The sequence below is a fragment of the Halorubrum hochsteinianum genome (genome assembly GCF_023702125.1).
GTDB lineage: Archaea > Halobacteriota > Halobacteria > Halobacteriales > Haloferacaceae > Halorubrum > Halorubrum hochsteinianum.
On sequence record NZ_CP098415.1, the window covers coordinates 1,072,831 to 1,091,194 of the forward strand.

Annotated in this window: 16 protein-coding genes and 1 tRNA gene; 13 read left to right on the forward strand and 4 right to left on the reverse strand. The window is 69.0% G+C overall.

Annotation, left to right across the window (positions count from 1 at the left end):
- The first annotated feature begins 158 nt into the window (after window positions 1-158).
- From NAF06_RS05255 to NAF06_RS05275, 5 genes are all read left to right on the forward strand, one after another.
- Window positions 159-1,772: an ABC transporter substrate-binding protein gene (locus tag NAF06_RS05255; protein WP_008582861.1), complete on the forward strand. Its 1,614-nt coding sequence runs from the start codon at window positions 159-161 to the stop codon at window positions 1,770-1,772.
- Window positions 1,773-2,056: 284 nt separating this feature from the next.
- Complete coding sequence (locus tag NAF06_RS05260; RefSeq protein ID WP_008582863.1) at window positions 2,057-2,989, forward strand: ABC transporter permease; 933 nt, start codon at window positions 2,057-2,059, stop codon at window positions 2,987-2,989.
- On the forward strand, window positions 2,989-3,975 hold the full coding sequence (locus NAF06_RS05265) for an ABC transporter permease (RefSeq protein WP_008582865.1): 987 nt from the start codon (window positions 2,989-2,991) through the stop codon (window positions 3,973-3,975). The genes NAF06_RS05260 and NAF06_RS05265 overlap by 1 nt, the downstream gene beginning before the upstream one ends.
- 1 nt (window position 3,976) lies before the next feature.
- Window positions 3,977-5,098, forward strand: a complete 1,122-nt coding sequence (locus NAF06_RS05270; protein ID WP_008582867.1) for an ABC transporter ATP-binding protein — start codon at window positions 3,977-3,979, stop codon at window positions 5,096-5,098.
- Entirely contained in the window at window positions 5,095-6,453 is a 1,359-nt protein-coding gene (locus NAF06_RS05275; protein WP_008582869.1) for an ABC transporter ATP-binding protein, read from the forward strand. The genes NAF06_RS05270 and NAF06_RS05275 overlap by 4 nt, the downstream gene beginning before the upstream one ends.
- 55 nt (window positions 6,454-6,508) lie before the next feature.
- Here the strand turns inward: NAF06_RS05275 and NAF06_RS05280 are convergent, their stop codons facing one another.
- Both NAF06_RS05280 and NAF06_RS05285 read right to left on the reverse strand, forming a co-directional pair.
- Window positions 6,509-7,006, reverse strand: a complete 498-nt coding sequence (locus NAF06_RS05280) for a DUF7974 family protein (RefSeq protein WP_008582871.1) — start codon at window positions 7,004-7,006, stop codon at window positions 6,509-6,511.
- Between the two features lie 57 nt (window positions 7,007-7,063).
- Window positions 7,064-7,462: a dihydroneopterin aldolase family protein gene (locus tag NAF06_RS05285; RefSeq protein ID WP_008582873.1), complete on the reverse strand. Its 399-nt coding sequence runs from the start codon at window positions 7,460-7,462 to the stop codon at window positions 7,064-7,066.
- 134 nt (window positions 7,463-7,596) lie between these two features.
- Here NAF06_RS05285 and NAF06_RS05290 point away from each other — a divergent pair, with 134 nt between their 5' ends.
- The 8 genes from NAF06_RS05290 (at window position 7,597) to NAF06_RS05325 (ending at window position 16,254) form a co-directional block, all read left to right on the forward strand.
- Complete coding sequence (locus NAF06_RS05290) at window positions 7,597-8,919, forward strand: amidohydrolase (RefSeq protein ID WP_008582875.1); 1,323 nt, start codon at window positions 7,597-7,599, stop codon at window positions 8,917-8,919.
- A gap of 565 nt (window positions 8,920-9,484) precedes the next feature.
- Window positions 9,485-10,789, forward strand: coding sequence for a hypothetical protein (locus NAF06_RS05295; protein WP_049908673.1), 1,305 nt, complete (start codon window positions 9,485-9,487; stop codon window positions 10,787-10,789).
- Window positions 10,790-10,905: 116 nt separating this feature from the next.
- A complete protein-coding gene (locus tag NAF06_RS05300) occupies window positions 10,906-12,195 on the forward strand; it encodes an adenosylhomocysteinase (RefSeq protein ID WP_008582878.1) in 1,290 nt (429 codons plus the stop codon).
- Between the two features lie 99 nt (window positions 12,196-12,294).
- A complete protein-coding gene (locus NAF06_RS05305; protein ID WP_008582880.1) occupies window positions 12,295-12,444 on the forward strand; it encodes a hypothetical protein in 150 nt (49 codons plus the stop codon).
- Window positions 12,445-12,535: 91 nt separating this feature from the next.
- The gene (gene nucS, locus NAF06_RS05310) at window positions 12,536-13,285 is read left to right on the forward strand and encodes an endonuclease NucS (RefSeq protein WP_008582882.1); all 750 of its coding nucleotides are present in this window, start codon (window positions 12,536-12,538) and stop codon (window positions 13,283-13,285) included.
- Between the two features lie 128 nt (window positions 13,286-13,413).
- Window positions 13,414-13,944, forward strand: a complete 531-nt coding sequence (locus NAF06_RS05315; protein WP_008582884.1) for a 50S ribosomal protein L16 — start codon at window positions 13,414-13,416, stop codon at window positions 13,942-13,944.
- Window positions 13,945-14,078: 134 nt separating this feature from the next.
- Window positions 14,079-16,133, forward strand: a complete 2,055-nt coding sequence (locus tag NAF06_RS05320) for a DEAD/DEAH box helicase (protein WP_008582886.1) — start codon at window positions 14,079-14,081, stop codon at window positions 16,131-16,133.
- A 50-nt stretch (window positions 16,134-16,183) separates the two neighbouring features.
- A tRNA-Pro gene (locus NAF06_RS05325) sits at window positions 16,184-16,254 on the forward strand.
- A gap of 334 nt (window positions 16,255-16,588) precedes the next feature.
- On the opposite strand, the gene NAF06_RS05330 is transcribed toward NAF06_RS05325, so the two are convergent.
- Entirely contained in the window at window positions 16,589-16,942 is a 354-nt protein-coding gene (locus tag NAF06_RS05330) for a DsrE family protein (protein WP_008582888.1), read from the reverse strand.
- Between the two features lie 177 nt (window positions 16,943-17,119).
- Window positions 17,120-18,310 (reverse strand): DNA cytosine methyltransferase, encoded by a 1,191-nt coding sequence (locus NAF06_RS05335; protein ID WP_008582890.1) that lies wholly within the window; start codon window positions 18,308-18,310, stop codon window positions 17,120-17,122.
- Between the last annotated feature and the right edge of the window lie 54 nt (window positions 18,311-18,364).

Below are 18,364 nucleotides of genomic sequence, written 5' to 3' on the forward strand. Positions count from 1 at the left end.
CAAGCGGCGGTCGACCGACGATCCTGTCAGGCTTTCTGCCGATTCGAACGGTATTCGAGGGCGTCGGGACGTACAAAAAGACACCACTGCGGGGAGAGATGACCGTTCGGACAGGGCGTCCCAAAATACTTATTAGATAGAAACAAGAGTTCGGCTGTATGCGTCGAGAACACACACAACGCATTTCGCGACGGAAGGTCCTCGCCGGCGGGGCAGCCGGTGCCTCCCTCCTGCTCGCCGGGTGTACCGGCGGCGGCGACGGCGGTGACGGCGGCGACGGCGGCGACGGCGGCGGCGGTCCGACCCTGTACTTCTCGCAGGTGAAGGGTCCGCTCGACATGGACCCGGTCGTCATCAACGACGTGCCCTCCGCGCAGATCGCGGGGCAGATCTTCGACGGCCTCTACGAGTACGGCGACGGCGTCGGTCTCGAACCGAAGATCGCCGCGGAGATGCCCACCGTCGAGCGCGACGGGACGCGGTACATCGTGCCGATCCGCGAGGACGCGGAGTTCCAGAACGGCGACCCGGTCACCGCCGAGGACGTGATCCACACGATCCGGGCTCCGGTCGAGGAGCAGACCGAGAACGCCTCGGAGGTCGACATGGTCGACAGCGCGGAGGCGATCGACGAGCACACCGCGCAGTTCGACCTCTCGTACCCCTACGGCGCGTTCACGATCGCCATGGTGCGCAACGTCGTCAACGCCTCCGTCCGGCAGGAGGACACCGAGGCGTACAACCAGGAGCCGGTCGGCTCCGGTCCGTACCAGCTCGTCGAGTGGGAGCCCGAGGACTACGCGACCGTCGAGCGGTGGGACGACTACTGGGACGGCGACAACCTCCCGGAGATCGCCAGCATCGAGTTCGACCCGATCGAGGAGCAGACGACCCGCGTCACCGAGCTTGAGACGGGCAACGTCGACATCATCGAGACGATCCCGCCGCAGCTGTACGAGACGGTCGAGGGCAACGAGAACGCGAGCGTCACGGAGTCGCCGGGCGTCGGCTACTTCTACCTCGCGTTCAACTGCGCCAACGGCCCGACGAGCGACCCCCTCGTCCGCGAGGCGGTCGACTACTGCTTCTCGATGGACCAGGCGATCGAGAACTTCGTCGAACCGTCGGGCGTGCGGCAGTACGCCCCGTACCCGTCGTCGATCTCCGAGGAGTGGGACTTCCCGATCGACGAGTGGTCCGACATCGAACACGATCAGGACATCGAGGAGGCGCAGGCGCTGTTCGACGAGGCCGGCGTCTCGATGGACTACGACTGGCGGATCATCGTCCCGCCGGACGACATGCGCGAGCAGATCGGCGTCAGCATCGGCGACGGCCTTCAGAACGCCGGCTTCGAGAACGTCCAGGTCCAGCGGCTCGACTGGGGGACGTTCACCGAGGCGTACCAGAGCGACGACGGCCCGAACAGCGCCGACGAGTACAACATGTACACGCTCGGCTGGTCCGGTGCCCCCGATCCGGACACGTTCGCGTACAACCTGCTGAGCCAGGAGGTCGACGGCGTGACCAACGGGACGTTCCACGGCTACGACGAGGCCTCGGCGAAGCTGACGCAGGCCCGCGAGTCCGCCGACCGCGAGGAGCGCCGCCGGCTCTACATCGAGGCGACGACGACGCTGCTCGAAGGCCGCGTCCACATCCCGGCGTACAACCTGAACAACTCCTACGGCGTCCGTAACGCCGTGGAGGGCTTCAGTTCGCACCCGATCTCCTCGGAGATCCAGCTGGACGGTGCGACCGTGACCCGGTAAGCGGGTCGAGCGAACGAACCGCGTCGGAAACGCGACGAGACCGCGCCGCGATCCGCCGGGGATCGCGGCGCGAGCGCGGCCGGCCGCGGCCGGACGCGAGCTCTCCGAGAGGTCGTCGACGCGTCCGGCGGCCGTCAGCGGTCGAGGTTTGATGCGTCGGCGGGAGCGAAACGGATAAGCGACAGCAAAGACCGAATCGAAGCAACGAGAGATCCACGACAGTGAGTTTACTTCGGTACACACTCCGGCGGTTCGCACAGGCGATACCCGTACTGATAGGTATCGTGACGATAACCTTCTTCCTGGCAAACCAGATCCCCGGCGACCCGGTGGAGATCATGCTGGGACCGACGCCGGCACAGGAGCAGGTCGACGCGATCCGCGCCCGGTACGGTCTCGACCGGCCGATACACGTCCGGTACTTCACGTACCTCTCCGGCGTCGCGACCGGGAACCTGGGTTTCAGCATCTACTACGACCGGCCGGTCTTGGAGATGATCATGCTCCGCCTGCCGGTGACGCTGCTGCTCATGCTGTCCGCGTTCGCGTTCGCGGTCGCCACGGCGATCCCGCTGGGCGTCATCTCGGCCAAGCGGCGGAACGAGCCGGCCGATCACGTCTCCCGGGTCGTCTCGCTGATCGGCGTCTCGACGCCGTCGTTCTGGATCGGACTGGTGTTGATCATCGTCTTCGCGTTCTACCTCGGGTGGTTCCCCGCGCGCGGACTCGTCCTCCCGTGGGCCAACCCGGCCGACGTGCGGGGGGCGGCGACGCAGTTCGAGGTGCTCCGCCAGTCGGCGCATCACCTCTTCTTACCGATGATCGCGCTCGGGACGCTCCAGATGGCGCAGATCACCCGGATCGAGCGCTCGTCGATGGTCGACTCGCTTCAGGGCGAGTACGTCAAGCTCGCCCGGGCGTACGGGGTCCCCGAGTCGACGATCGTGCGCAAACACGCGTTCCAGGTCGCGCAGCTCCCGGTTATCACCATCATCGGTCTCGGGCTGTCGACCGCGCTCGGCGGGGCCGTCCTCACGGAGACCGTCTTCGAGATACAGGGGATGGGACGGCTGATCATCACGGCGATAAACAACCAAGACTACGAGCTGATCATGGGGACGACGCTGGTGTTCGGTATCGTGTACGTGGTCGGCGTGATCGTCACGGACATCACGTACAGCTACCTCGACCCACGGGTCACCTACGGTGAAGACTAATGTCGATAAACAGCGCAACTTCGGACGACGACACGCCGGACGGGGGCGACGAGAGCGGCGGACCGGACGAGGTGGAGGCCCGCGTCGGGCTCCGGTACACCCTGAAACAGGTCAGACAGGACACGACGGCGCGGATCGGCACCTACATCGTCGGGTTCATGACCTTCGTCGCGATCTTCGCCGCGTTCGACTACTACGTCCTCGACTACGCGATCGCGGAGGCGGTGCTGTACAACCCCGAGACCGACCCCGAGAACGTCAGGCGGCTGCTCCCGCCGGTCGGCATGGAGAACCAGTTCGGGCAGGGCGTGCTCGAACACCCGCTCGGCACCGACCACCGCGGCCGCGACCTACTCTCCCGGACCATCTACGGGACCCGGATCGCGATGACGGTCGGCTTCCTCGCGACCGCCATCGGCCTCGGCGGCGGCACCGTCATCGGCGCGGTCTCCGGCTACTACGGCGGCTGGATCGACGACGTGCTCCAGCGCGTCACCGAGACCATCTACGCGATCCCGTTCCTCGTCTTGGTCATCGCGTTCATGACCGCGTTCGGGCGGGACCTCACGTTCGCGATGATCGGCGTCGGGATCACGGCGATCCCCGTGTTCAACCGCCTCATCCGGTCTCGCGTCGTCTCCATCCGCGAGGAGGACTACGTCGAGGCCGCCCGGGCCGCCGGGGTGAAGGACCGCAACATCATCTTCCGGCACATCATCCCGAACAGCTTCGCGCCGGTGTTGGTCCAGGCGACGCTTCAGGTCGGGGTGAGCATCCTCATCGTGGCCGGCCTCTCGTTCCTCGGCTTCGGCGCGCAGCCGCCGACGCCGTCGTGGGGACAGATGCTGTCGGCCTCGCGGGGGTACATGCTCCCCGCGCCGACGTTCAGCATCTTCCCCGGCATCGCCATTCTGATCACCGTCATCGGCTTCAACATTCTCGGCGACGGCCTACAGGACGCCCTCGATCCGCGGATAAACAACTGATATGAGCGAACCACTACTCAGCGTACGCGATCTCAAGACACAGTTCTTCACCGAGGACGGAACGGTCCGCGCCGTCGACGGCATCTCCTTCGACGTTCACGAGGGGGAGATCGTCGGACTCGTCGGCGAGTCGGGTGCCGGGAAGTCCGTCGCGACCTCCAGTATTCTCCGGCTCGTCGACAGCCCCGGCGAGATCGTCGGCGGCGAGATCGAGTTCAAAGGCGAGACGATCTTCGGGCTCGAAGAGGACGACGACGGCGAGTTGCGGCCGCGCGACGAGATGCTCACCGAAAACGAGATGCGGAAGCAGATTCGCGGCCGCGAGATCGCGATCATCTTCCAGGACCCGATGGAGTCGCTCAACCCCGTGTTCACCGTCGGGGGACAGCTCCGGGAGTTCATCGAGATCAACCGCGACCTCGACCCCGACGAGGCGAGGGAAGAGGCGATCGACATGCTCCGGGAGGTCGGGATCCCGGCACCCGAGTCGCGGTACGACGAGTACCCGCACCAGTTCTCCGGCGGGATGCGACAGCGCGTGCTGATCGCGATGGCGCTCGCCTGCCAGCCGGACCTCATCATCGCCGACGAGCCGACGACCGCGCTCGACGTCACGGTCGAGGGCGAGATCCTGGAGATGGTGACGGAGCTCCAGGAGAAGTACGGCACCTCCTTCATCTGGGTCACCCACGACATGAGCGTCGTCGCGGAGATCTGCGACCGAGTCAACGTGATGTACCTCGGCGAAATCATCGAGCAGGCGGAGGTGGACGACCTGTTCTACGACACGAAACACCCGTACACGTCGGCGCTGCTCGACTCGATGCCCCGCCCCGACCGGACGGTCGACGAACTCAGGCCGATCGAGGGGGTGATGCCGGAGGCGATCGATCCGCCCGCCGGCTGCCGGTTCCACTCCCGGTGTCCCGAGGCCCGGGAGGTGTGCCGCGAGGTCCACCCCGAGCCGCGGGACCTGAGCGAGGAGGGCGAGCCGCGCCACGCGGCCGCCTGCGTGAAACACGACGCGTTCGACGTAGGCTACGACGAGAGCCCGCCGATCGACACGCGGGCCGGGGGCGGCTTCTCCGCCGGCCTCACCGAGACCGGGGGTGAGGCGGAATGAGCGAGGTCGGGCCGCCCGAGTCGGACCCCGAGGCCCTCCTTCAGGTCCGCGACCTGTGCAAGCACTTCGACAACGAGAGCGGACTCCTCGCCGGCGTCGAGCTCGACGACGAGTTCCCGTTCGTCAGCCGGTCCACCTCGGACGTCCGGGCGGTCGACGGCGTGAGCTTCGACATCAAGGAGGGGGAGACGCTCGGGCTCGTCGGCGAGTCCGGCTGCGGGAAGTCGACGCTGGCGCGCACCGTCCTCCGCCTGCTCGAACCGACGAGCGGGAGCGTCTACTTCCAGGGGCAGGATCTCGCGTCGATGTCCGGCGAGCCGCTGCGGCGGATGCGGAAGGACATGCAGATGATCTTCCAGGACCCGCAGTCCTCGCTCGACCCCCGGATGAAGGTCGGACCGATCGTCGAGGAGCCGATGAAGGCGCACGGCATGCTCGACGAGGAGGGCCGCGAGGCGCGCGCGAAGGAACTGCTGGAGAAGGTGGGGCTCGACCCGCAACACTACAACCGGTACCCCCACGCGTTCTCCGGCGGGCAGCGCCAGCGCGTGAACCTCGCCCGCGCGCTGTCGGTGAACCCCGACTTCATCGTCTGCGACGAGCCGGTGAGCGCCCTCGACGTCTCCATCCAGGCGCAGGTGCTCAACACGATGGAGGAGCTCCAAGACGAGTTCGACCTGACGTACCTGTTCATCGCGCACGACCTGAGCGTCATCCGGCACATCTCGGACCGCGTCGCGGTGATGTACCTCGGCGAAATCGTCGAGCTGGCGGACAAAGAGGAGCTGTTCGAGAACCCGAAACACCCGTACACGCGGGCGCTACTCGACGCGATCCCGGTTCCCGACCCGCGGAGCGGCGGGCGGAAGGCGCTCTTGTCCGGGGACGTTCCCTCGCCGATCGACCCGCCCTCCGGCTGTCGGTTCCGGACGCGGTGTCCGAGCGTGATCCAGCCGGACGAGTACGACATGGCCGACGAGGCGTGGCGGAACGTCGTGGAGTTCCAGCGGGCGGTCGAGCGCCGGGCGTTCGAGGAGACCGACCCGGACGCGCTCCGCGACCGGTACTTCGACGACGCGACCCCGGGCGGCGACGCGGGCACGCTGCTCGACGAGGCGCTCGGGCACATCGAGCGCGACGAGTTCGAGGACGCCGAACAGCTCCTCGTCGAGCGGTTCGCCGACCAGAGCGTCTGCGCGACCGCGAACCCCGCCTACGAGGTGGGGTCGGAGCTCGGCGACGACCGCCACTACGCGGCGTGTCACCTGCGGCGCGACGAGGCGGTCGCCGCGGCCGTAGACGAGGGCGCGTTCGACGACGCGGCGCGGGCCGGCAGACCGGAAGCGGACGACTGACGGCGGTCGGTTTTCTCTAATACGTCGAGGAGGCGGCGGCGGATCGGATTTTCAGCTACCGGATCCGAATTTCCGTGGTGGCCTCGTGACGCTCGTCGGCGTCGGGGACCGGGACGAACGCGGTTATCGTGTGGGTGCCGCGCTCGGCGCGGACCGAGCGGTCGAGGCCGTCGCCGTCGGTGCGGCGGAAGCGACCGTTCCACGTGGCCGTCGCGCGCTTCGTCTCGCCGGCCCGGAGCGACAGCGCGGACTCCTCCTCGCGCACGTACAGCCGCTCGTCGGTGGCCTCCGTGACGCCGTCGACCGCCCAGCCCCACGAGCGGCGGGTGGCCGTGGGGACCTCGACCGGGACCGGGAGGCGGTTCCGGATGGCGACGGTGATCGCGACCGGCTCGTCGGGCGCGTACTCGGGGGCGTCGGTGCTGACGGTCACCTCGACCGCCCGGCGGGCCACGGCGCGCGGCACGACGCGGCCGAGGGCGTTCGAGAGGTAGTTCTTCGTCTCGTCGAAACCGGTGCGGTCCGTCGAACCGTCGTGGCGTCTGTCGACCATGTGCGTCTCTGAAACCGTGAAATCGGCGGTTCTGCTCGCCGTAGGCGGGTCGCGGTACTAAGCGTTCGGGTCGCCGTCGCCGGACTGCGCCGGGTCGGCGGACCGCGACTCGCCGTCGTCGATCACCTCGACCAGTTTCATCAGCGGGTAGCCGTTCTCCATCTCCATCCGGGTGCGGACGGTGACCCCCTCGTACTCGATCCGCATCTCGACGTCCATCAGGGAGCCGGTGAGTTCGGTGTAGCCGTTCTCGTGGTCGATGGCGTCGGCCACGCGGTCGTCGCGGATCGTCACGTCGACCGACTCGCAGTGCGGCTGGTTCTCGATCGACTCGGCCATCGCGGCCTCCAGGCTCCGCGCGCTCGACGGGCTGACGGGCGTGCCGGCGAACTGGTGGTACAGCGAGCCGAACTTGATCCCGGCCTCGAAACACGCCTGCTGGGCGTCGCTTGCCATGTCTGAACGCGGCCGCGGGCGGGCAAGAAGGTTCGGACGGCGGCGGCCTCGCGGGACTGGTCGCGGCGCGGCGGCGGCGAGCGGCCGGCGGCGGGAACCGAAGGCGTTTGGTTCGGGGGGCGGAACGGGCGGACATGGACTACCTCCGCGTCGCCGGCGGACGGGTGCTTCGACCCGACGGACGCGTCGAGCGGGCTGACGTCGCGGTCGACCGCGACGAGGGAACGATCCGGGCCGTCGGGCCGCCGGACGAGGTCGACGACGCCGTCGGCGCGACCGCCGACGAGACGCTCGACGCCTCCGACTCGCTCGTGATCCCCGGGCTCGTCAACGCGCACACGCACGTCGCGATGACGCTTTTACGCGGGTACGCCGACGACAAGCCGCTCGACCCGTGGCTCCGCGAGGACATCTGGCCGGCCGAGGCCGAGCTGACCCCCGACGACGTGGAGGCGGGCGCGGCGCTCGGCGCGGTCGAGATGATCCGCTCGGGGACGACCGCGTTCGCGGACATGTACTTCGAGACGGACCGGGTCGCGGACGTCGTCGACCGCGCGGGGCTGCGCGCGCGCCTCGGCCACGGCGTCGTCACCGTAGGGAAAGACGACGCGGACGCCCGGGCGGACGTCGAGGAGGGCCTCGCGGTCGCCCGCGACCTCGACGGGGCCGCGGACGGCCGGATCCGGACGGCGTTCATGCCGCACTCGCTGACGACGGTCGGCGAGGAGTACCTCCGCGAGGGCGTCGCGGAGGCGCGCGAGGCGGACGTTCCGGTCCACCTCCACGCGAACGAGACGACCGACGAGGTCGACCCCATCGTCGACGAGCGCGGCGAGCGACCGATCGCGTACGCGGAGTCGCTCGACGCGCTCGGCCCGGACGACTTCTTCGCGCACGGCGTTCACGTCGACGAGGGCGAGGTCGACCGGCTCGCCGAGGCGGGGACCGCGGTGGTCCACTGCCCGGCCTCGAACATGAAGCTCGCCAGCGGGATGGCCCCGGTCCAGCGGCTCCGCGAGGCGGGCGTGACGGTCGCGCTCGGCACCGACGGCGCGGCCTCGAACAACGACCTCGACGTGTTCGACGAGATGCGCGACGCCGCCATGATCGGGAAACTGGCCGCGGACGACGCGAGCGCGGTCCCGGCCGAGGCGGTCGTGGAAATGGCGACGGCGGGCGGCGCGGACGCCCTGAACCTCCCCGGCGGCCGGATCGAGGCGGGCGCGGCCGCGGACCTCGCGGTCGTCGGCCTCGACGCGCCGCACCTGACGCCGGTCCACGACCCCGTCTCGCACCTCGCGTACGCGGCCCGCGGGGGCGACGTGCGCCACACGGTGTGCGACGGCGAAATCCTCATGCGCGACCGCGAGGTGCTGACGCTCGACGCCGAGGCGGTCCAGGAGCGCGCCGCGGAGGCCGCCGCCGATCTCGTCGATCGCGTGGACGCGGCGGAGTGAGGAGAGGCGAAAGGCGGCCGTCGGAGCCGTAGCCCGACGGGGTTTAAATACGGAGAGCCCTCGCGGTGGCGCGTGCCGACGAGCGCCCGCAGGGCGCGAGTCGCACGCGCGAGGGAGTCGCGGCCGCTTTTAAGCGGCCGCGACGAGGCTGGGGAGGCGTGAGGCTGCGGTTGCTGTGCGGGGCGGGATTCGAAGGGGCAGTCGCGAGGCGGGCACAGGCGAAGCAAGCACCGCAGGAGCGAGTAACGCGAGCGACGAGGAGCACAGCGAGCGTGCGCCCGCCTCGCGACTGGGGCTTCGGCGGTGTCCGTCAGGAGTCGACGGCCAGCGTCCGATCGTCAGTCAGCGTCCGTTTGTGAACGAGCGGACGCGGCGCGGCGCGCGCGACCGGCAGCGGGGGGCTGAACCGCCCCCGAATCCGGGGCGATCGGGGGCGAAACCGCCGCCGAACCCCCGATAGACCAAGACGGACGCCTCAGCGCCGTTAAACCGAATGCAAACCGAATTAAACCGCGTTAACGGACTTCTCTTTTTATACGGTAACAGGGATTGGACCCGAGTGGACATGAACGAACGCATCACCAGTGTGCTGCTGATCGCGGTCGTCGCCCTCGGCGCGATGACGGGCGTCGCGGCCGCCGACGGCCACCTCGAAGTGGGCGTCGAGACGGACGCGGACGGGACATCGACGGTCACGGTGACCGATAACGGCACCGCCGTCGAGAACGCCACGGTCAACGTGAGCGTGGTCGACGCGGAGAACGAGTCGTACGCGGGAGCGGGCGAGTACGAGACGGACGCGAACGGTACCGTCGACCTCGAAGCGCCCGAGGAGGACGTAACGGTCGACATCGCGGTCACCTCGGGGAACGACAGCGTCTCGACGACGGCCGACCTCGAAGCCCCTGACGGCCTCGAACTGGCGGTCGACGACACCGACGGCGAACCGGTCGTCACGGTGACCGACAACGACACCGCGGCCGAGAACGCCTCGGTGACCGTCACGACCGCGGACGAGAACGCCTCCTACGAGGGCACGGGCGACTACCAGACCGACGAGAACGGAACCGTCGGCCTCCCCGCCGCCGAGGAGGACGTGACGGTGACCGTCACCGCCGAGTACGGCGACGACTCGGTCTCGGAGACAGTCGAGTTGGAGGCCCCCGACGGGCTCGAACTCGACGTGGCCGACACCGACGGCGAGCCGGTCGTCACCGTGACCGACGACGACGACCCCGTCGAGGGCGCGACGGTCGTCGTCGCCCTCGCGGACGACGCCGACGAGAACGCCTCGTACGCGGGGACGGGAGAGTACGAGACCGACGCGAACGGGACGGTCGAGCTCCCGGCCGGCGAGGAGGACGTGAGCGTCGACGTGAGCGCGAGCTACGAGAACGAGACCGTCTCGACGACCGTCGAGCTGACAGCCGGCGAGGACGACGCCCTCGAAGGGACGCCGTTCGGCCAGCTGATGCGCGACTTCATCGAGAACATCAGCGACCGCGACGGCGGCATCGGCGGGGCCGTCTCAGACTTCGCGACGGAGAACAACCCGGGTAACGCCCCGGACCACGCCGGCAACGGCAGCGACGACGGCAACGCCAGCGACGCGCCCGGCAACGCGCCCGAGGGCGTCGGCAACGGCAGCGACGACAGCGAGCGCGGCCCGCCGGACCACGCCGGCCCGAACGGTGACGACGCCGAGGACGACGAGACCGAAGCGGACGACACCGAACAGGAGGACGCGGAGGAAGACGACGCGGACGAGGAGGATGACGACGACGATGACGACGACGAGGACGACGACGAAGACGACGAGGACGGCGAGAGCGGCCCGCCGGACCACGCCGGAGGTCCGGGCGGTAACTGACGACGCGACGCGACCGCCCGCGCAATCGCGCGGGTGACGACGACTGACGGCAGTCTTTTTTCGGGGCGTGGTCCGGTGTCGGCAGGGTTTAGTGCGCCGTGAGCGAACCACGGGGTATGAGCGAGACCGCGTATCCGCCGGTGTCACAGCACCTCTCGGACGTCGAAGCGGCCCGAGAGGAGGGACGCCGGAAGATGGACTGGGCGCTCCAACACATGCCGATTCTGAACGCGCTCCGCGAGGAGTTCGCCGACGAGCAGCCGCTCGCGGGCGAGACGATCGCGATGGCGATGCACGTCGAGGCGAAGACCGCGAACCTCGTCGAACTGCTCGCCGAGGGCGGGGCCGAGGTCGCGATCACCGGCTGTAACCCCCTCTCGACGCACGACGACGTGTCGGCGGCGCTCGACGCCCACAAGTCGATCACCTCCTACGCGGTCCGCGGCGTCGACGACGACGAGTACTACGACGCGATGCACGCCTGTATCGCCCACGAGCCGACCATCACCGTCGACGACGGGATGGACATGGTGAAGCTGGTCCACGAGGAGTACCCGGACCTGATCGACTCCATCGTCGGCGGGGCCGAGGAGACGACCACCGGCGTCGACCGCCTGCGCGCGATGGACGCCGACGGCGAGCTCCACTACCCCGTCTTCGCCGTGAACGACACGCCGATGAAACAGCTGTTCGACAACGTCCACGGCACGGGCGAGTCGTCGCTCGCGACCATCGCGATGACGACGAACCTCTCGTGGGCCGGGAAGAACGTCGTCGTCGGCGGCTACGGCCAGTGCGGGAAGGGCGTCGCGAAGAAGGCGTCGGGGCAGAACGCGAACGTCATCGTCTGCGAGGTCGACCCGCGGAAGGCGCTCGAAGCCCACATGGAGGGGTACGAGGTGCTCCCGATGAAGGAGGCCGCGGCGAAGGGCGACGTGTTCATCACGACGACCGGCAACCGCGACGTGATCACCCGCGAGCACTTCGAGGCGATGAACGACGGCGTCCTCCTCGCGAACGCCGGCCACTTCGACGTGGAGGTGAACCTCGATCACCTCGACGAGCTCGCGGTCGACCGCTACGAGGTCCGCGAGGGCGTCGAGGGGTTCGAGATGGAAGACGGCCGCGTCCTGAACGTCATCGCGGAGGGGCGGCTCGTCAACCTCGCCGCGCCCATCGCCTTGGGCCACCCGGTCGAGGTGATGGACCAGAGCTTCGGCGTTCAGGCCGTCGTCGTCCGCGAACTGGCCGCCAACGGCGAGGCGTACGACGCCGGCGTCCACGACGTGCCCGACGAGCTCGACCGCGAGGTCGCTGACATCAAGCTCGCCGCCGAGGGCGTCGAGTACGACGACCTCACCGACGAGCAGCGCGAGTACATGGGCAGCTGGGAGCACGGGACGTAACACCGACCCACCGGGAGCCGGCTCGGCGGGACGGACCCCGCCCGCCGCCCGCCCGGACCGGTTCGACCGGCTTTTGTGCGGCGCGGCCGTACCAATCGTATGAACCTCACGGCAGTGCTTCACGCCGGATTCGGCGTCTCGGTTCTGGCCGGATTCCTCGTCTCGGACACGACGCTCCGCATCGCCGCGTTCGCGCTCGGCGCGGTCCTCTTCGTCGCCGGCGTCGCGGTGTCGCGACGGGGCGACTGAGACGCCGTCCGGCTCAGACTCGACCCGCGTCCGCCCGCGCGCCCCTCGCCGGCGCGCGCCCTTTTTCAGCCGCGGCCGCTTACGGCCCCCAGTGACAGTCACGAGCGTCCACGACCCGAGCCACCGCGAGACCCTCTGGGAGCTCGAGGACGCCTTCGAGCGCGGCGACCTGGTAAGCGTGTTCGGTCGCTGTACGGTCTCGTACGAGGGCCGCGCCGCCTCGGACTTGGGCCCCGGCGACCGCCTGCTCGTGTTGAAGCCGGACGGCGCTGCCCTCGTTCACACCGACGAGGGTCGCCAGCCGGTGAACTGGCAGCCGCCGGGGTCGGAACACCGCGCCGCGGTCCGCGACGGCCGGCTGCGCGTGGTCTCGACGCGGTCGAACCCCGACGAGACGCTGACGGTCCGCTTCGCCGACGTCCACCAGCTCTCCGCGATGGGCGTGACGGGGGGCCGCGACCTCGACCTCCACGGCAGCGAGGAGGACCTCCGGACCCGGATCCTGGAGCGCCCCGCACTCGTCGAGGAGGGGTTCGAACCGCGGGAGACGGAACGGCCCTCCAGCGCCGGGCCGATGGACATTTTCGGGGTCGACGCCGAGGAGACGCCGGTCGTCGTCGAGCTGAAGCGCCGCCGGGTCGGCCCGGACGCCGTGGGACAGCTCGCGCGGTACGTGCGGGCGCTGGAGGAGGAACTGGGAGCCGACGCCGCGACCGATACCGGCGGCTCCCCCGCGGTCCGCGGAATTCTCGTCGCGCCGTCGGTCACCGCCCGGGCCGCGGAGCGCCTCGCGGACCGCGGCTTCGACCACGTCGCGCTCGAACCGACGCCGGCCGAGTGAGCCGACCGGCGTGTCAACACGGGTCGTGACCGGGGCGAGCAGCCTCGTCGCGGTCGAACGGGCCGACGGGAACGCCTCGCTATCGAAGGCTTTATCGCCGCAGCGGCGGCTACATCGGACAAGTAGCCATGTCTGACAAACCCGCCTCTATGTATCGGACGATCGACAAGCCGTCGTACACCCGCCGCGAGTACATCACGGGCATCCCCGGCTCGAAGATCGCGCAGCACAACATGGGCGACCTCTCCGCGGAGCCGGACGACTACCCCGTCCAGATCAGCCTCCGCGTCGAAGAGGAGCTTCAGGTGCGACACGGCTCGCTTGAGAGCGCGCGCCTCTCGGCGAACCGCCACCTGATCAAGGAGCTCGGCGAGGGCAACTACAAGATGACCCTCCGGAAGTTCCCCCACCAGGTCATCCGGGAGAACAAGCAGGCGACTGGTGCCGGCGCGGACCGCGTCTCGGACGGGATGCGGCAGGCGTTCGGGAAGCCGGTCGGCACCGCGGCCCGGCTCAGCAAGGACGACGTGGTGTTCACGGCGTACTGCGACGTCGATCAGGCCCCCGTCGTGAAGGAGGCGTTCCGCCGCGCGTACAACAAGCTCTCCCCGCCGTGCCGGATCACGGTCGAGCGCGGCGAGAAACTGCTCGTCTCATAACGACGCGACCCCCGTCCGTGAGGCGGGTTCTTCTCCGTGCGACCGTTCCGCGTAGCCGCCGCCGTCGCGGGCGCGCCCCGATCGTGACCCCCGAGCCGAACTCCTGAAATACCTCGCTCGCGTACCGAACGGCAGTGTCACAGCAGTTGGCCGAGGTCGAGACGCTGTTCCTCCACGAGTCGCGGAGCGACTACACCGTCGTCGCGAACCGCGACGGCAACCGCGTGCTCCGCGGGCGGCTCGAACTCAAGGAGACCTCCGCGGGCCCGCGTCCGGGGAAGTTCCGCGTGATCCGCGACGGCGAGGACCACCCCCGCCAGCCGGACGAGTTCGTCGACCTCGCCCGGGCGGCCGACCGCATCCGGATCTCCGAGCAGACCTCCCCCGAGAACCGGGCGCGGCTGAAGGAGATGCTCGACGGCTACCAGCTTGAGGCGACGGCGGTCCGGACCTGCCGGCGCTGCGCGAGCGACGGGCGGTACGGACCGATCACGAGCGAGGACGCGATCGAACACAACGGCGAGCTGATCTGCCGCGACTGCGCCCGCCGGGAGCTGGAGCGGGAGCTGTCGTACAAAGGCGAGTTCACGGGCGCGGCCGAGGAGCGCCTCGAAGAGCTGCTGTACGAGTCCGGCGATCTGGACCGGATCGTGAGCCTGCTTCAGGGCGGGCTCGACCCCGACCTCACGAAGTACGACGAGGTGTCGGCGAACGTCGACGACGTGAGTCCCGTGCGGACCGAGGACTTGGACCTCCATCCGGACCTGTCCGCGAAGCTCCAGGGGCGGTTCGAGGAGCTTCTCCCCGTCCAGAGCCTCTCCGTGCGGAACGGCCTGCTCGACGGCGACGACCAGCTGGTCGTGTCGGCGACCGCGACGGGGAAGACGCTCGTCGGCGAGCTGACCGGGATCGACCGGGCGCTGAAGGGGGACGGGAAGCTCCTCTTTTTGGTCCCGCTCGTCGCGCTCGCCAACCAGAAGCACGAGGACTTCGAGGACCGGTACGGCGACCTGCTCGACGTGTCGATCCGGGTCGGCTCCTCGCGGGTGAACGACGACGGCAACCGGTTCGACCCGCACGCCGACGTGATCGTCGGGACTTACGAGGGGATCGACCACGCGCTCCGGACCGGGAAGGACCTCGGCGACGTGGGGACGGTCGTCATCGACGAGGTCCACACGCTGAAGGAGGGCGAGCGCGGCCACCGGCTCGACGGGCTCATCTCCCGGCTGAAGTACTACAGCGAGAACCGGATGGAGACGCACTCGGGGTACGACGGCACCCAGTTCGTCTACCTCTCGGCGACCGTCGGGAACCCGGAGTGGCTCGCGAAGAAGCTCCGGGCGACGCTCATCGAGTACGAGGAGCGCCCCGTCCCCATCGAGCGCCACGTCACGTTCGCGGACAGCCGCGAGAAGGCACAGATCGCCGACAAGCTCGTCAAACGGGAGTTCGACACGAAGTCGTCGAAGGGGTACCGCGGGCAGACGATCATCTTCACGAACTCGCGGCGGCGCTGTCACGAGATCAGCCGCAAGCTCCGGTACGACTCCGCGCCGTACCACGCCGGGCTGGACTACGGCCGCCGGAAGAAGGTGGAGCGGCAGTTCGGGAACCAAGACCTCTCGGCGGTCGTCACCACCGCGGCGCTGGCCGCCGGGGTCGACTTCCCCGCCTCGCAGGTGATCTTCGACTCGCTGGCGATGGGGATCGAGTGGCTCTCCGTCCAGGAGTTCTCCCAGATGCTCGGGCGCGCCGGGCGGCCGGACTACCACGACCGCGGCCGCGTCTACCTCCTCGTCGAGCCGGACGGGGTCTACCACGGCTCGATGGACCGCACCGAAGACGAGGTCGCGTTCACCCTCCTGAAAGGCGAGATGGAGGACGTGGCGACCCACTACGACGAGACCGCGGGCGCCGAGGAGACGCTCGCGAACGTGGTCGTGGCGGGCAAGAAGGCCAAGCGGCTCAACGACCGCATGATCGGCGAGGTCCCCACGAAACACGCGCTCGGGAAGCTGTTGGAGTGGAACTTCATCGACGGCTTCGAGCCGACGCCGCTGGGTCGGGGGGTCACCAGACACTTCCTCGCGCCCGACGAGGCGTTCTTCATCCTCGACTCGGTGCGGAAGGGGACCGACCCCTACGACATCGTCGCCGACCTCGAACGGCGCGACGACGAGGAGTGAGAGAGGCGCAACGAAACCCTTTAGCGGCTCTTCGGGGTAAAGACGGGTGCGGGACCGTGGGTTAGTGGTATACTCCGGGCCTTGGGTGCCCGTGACCCCGGTTCGAATCCGGGCGGTCCCATCGCTGTCGCGAACACCTCGTGAGCGGCAGCGTTGGAGCGGATTCGAACTTTACCGGTCGCGCGCAGCGAACGAAGTGAGCGAGCACGTCCGGTTCCGGTTCGAATCCGGGCGGTCCCATCCTGCTGCTGCGAGCGATACCGCGAGCAGCAGCAGTAGAGCGGATTCGAACCCTACCGGTCGCGCACAGCGAACGAAGTGAGCGAGCACGTCCGGTTCCGGTTCGAATCCGGGCGGTCCCGCTCTGCGGCGCGAACAACATCGTGAGCGCCGCGGCCGCGAACGGCTTCGAACAGAAACGGCGGAACGCCGGCGAGCGGAACGCCCGGTTCCGCTCAGAAGGTGACGATCTCGTAGCCGTCGACGACCAGGTCGCGGATGCTCGGGTGGCCGTCGAACTCGTCGACGCGCTCGACGCCCGCCTCGTCGGCCGCGTCGGTAACCTCGTAGGCGTTCGCGCAGTACTCGCAGACCTCCGCGTGCTGGTCGACTTGGTCGTACAGGTCGTGGTAGTCGTGGTCCTCGTCGCTCAGCTCCGGGATCCAGCGCGTCCCGGCACCGTCGAAGATGAGCTTCACCTCGTCGCCCGCCTCGTCGAACTCCCGGACGGCTTCCATGGCGTTGACCACGCGGCCGAGGTCCTCGTTCTCCTGCGTATCGGCGTACACGATGAGTGCTGCTTTCGTCATCTACCCGCGATTCGCGGGCGGGCGGAATAAGCCACCGGCGGCTGTGCGTCCCCTCCGGGCTCTCGAAGGTCGGCGAACGTTGCCGCTGTCTCCGAGTTCGCGGGCGGTGGAGAGGAGCCGGGCCGCTCGGTCGCGGGGTCGACCGAGGGGGGATCGGGTGGCGAGCGGTGAGGGGGATCAGGCCAAGTCGGTGAGCGACTGCTGCTCGTACACGTCGGGGTCGGCGGGCGACGCGTCCCGGACCTCGGGGAAGTACTCCCGGATCTGGTGGGCCAGTTCCTCGCCCAGTCGGACCGGGACCGCGTTGCCGATCTGTTTCATAACGTCGGTTTTCGTCCCCTCGAAGGCGAACTCGTCGGGGAACGTCTGGAGCCGCGCCATCTCCCGCGGGGTGAGGTAGCGGTCCTCGCTCGGGTGGATGAAGACGTTGGTGCTCACGGTCAGCGACGGCTCCTCGGGATCGAGCCGGCGGAGATACGTGCCGTACCGCTTGACGATTTCCGGCTCGTGGGGGCAGGTGTCGGTGTCCTCGCAGTCGCAGCGGTACTTCTTCGTCTTCAGCCGGTCGGGCAGGTCCCGGTAGTAGCCGCCCGGCGGGACGTGGCGGATGCGTTCGAGCGTCTTCTCCTGCGTGTTCGCGTACGTCATGTTCGGGAGGTCGTCGGTCGCGTCCGCGAGCGCCTCGCCGGCGGTGCGCCAGCTCCCCTCCGGCGTCGTCGGTTCCGGAAAGCGGATCGGCACGTCGCGGTCGGTTCCCATGAAGAAGATCCGGCGACGCTTCTGGGGGACGCCGTACTGCTCGGCCTCCAGCACCCGGTACTCGCACTTGTAGCCGTGAGCCGCGAACTCGTCGACGATCAGGTCCTTCACGTACCGGTCGTCGCTGGTCTGGCGGTTGATCAGGTCGCGGACGTTCTCCATCAGGACCAGCTGCGGTTCGAGGACGGAGACGACGCGTAGGAACTCCTCGAACAGCGTGTTCCGGCGGTCCTTCTCCATCTCGTCGAGTTCGATCTGCTCGTTGTTGAGCCGGCTGAACCCCTGACACGGCGGGCCGCCGATCACCACGTCGATCCCGCCGGGGTCGTAGCCGGCGCGCTCGACGGACTCGCGGATCGCCGGGGCGTCGAGTTCGCGGACGTCCTCCTCGACGAACTCCACGTCGGGGAAGTTCCGGCGGTAGGTCTCGGCGGCCGGCTCCCACTGGTCGCTCCCGAGCGCGACGTCGAAGCCGGCCCGTTCGAAACCCAGATCGAGTCCGCCGCAACCGGAGAAGAACCCGGCGACGACGGGCGCGGCTCCGTCGTCGGTCGTCCGTGGCGCGCCGTCCGACCCGGCGGCCGAATCGCCGTCAGCGCCCACCGGCATCACCTCCCTCGAACGCGGGCGCGCGTGTTCGGTCCATCTGTGACGGGGTTCGCC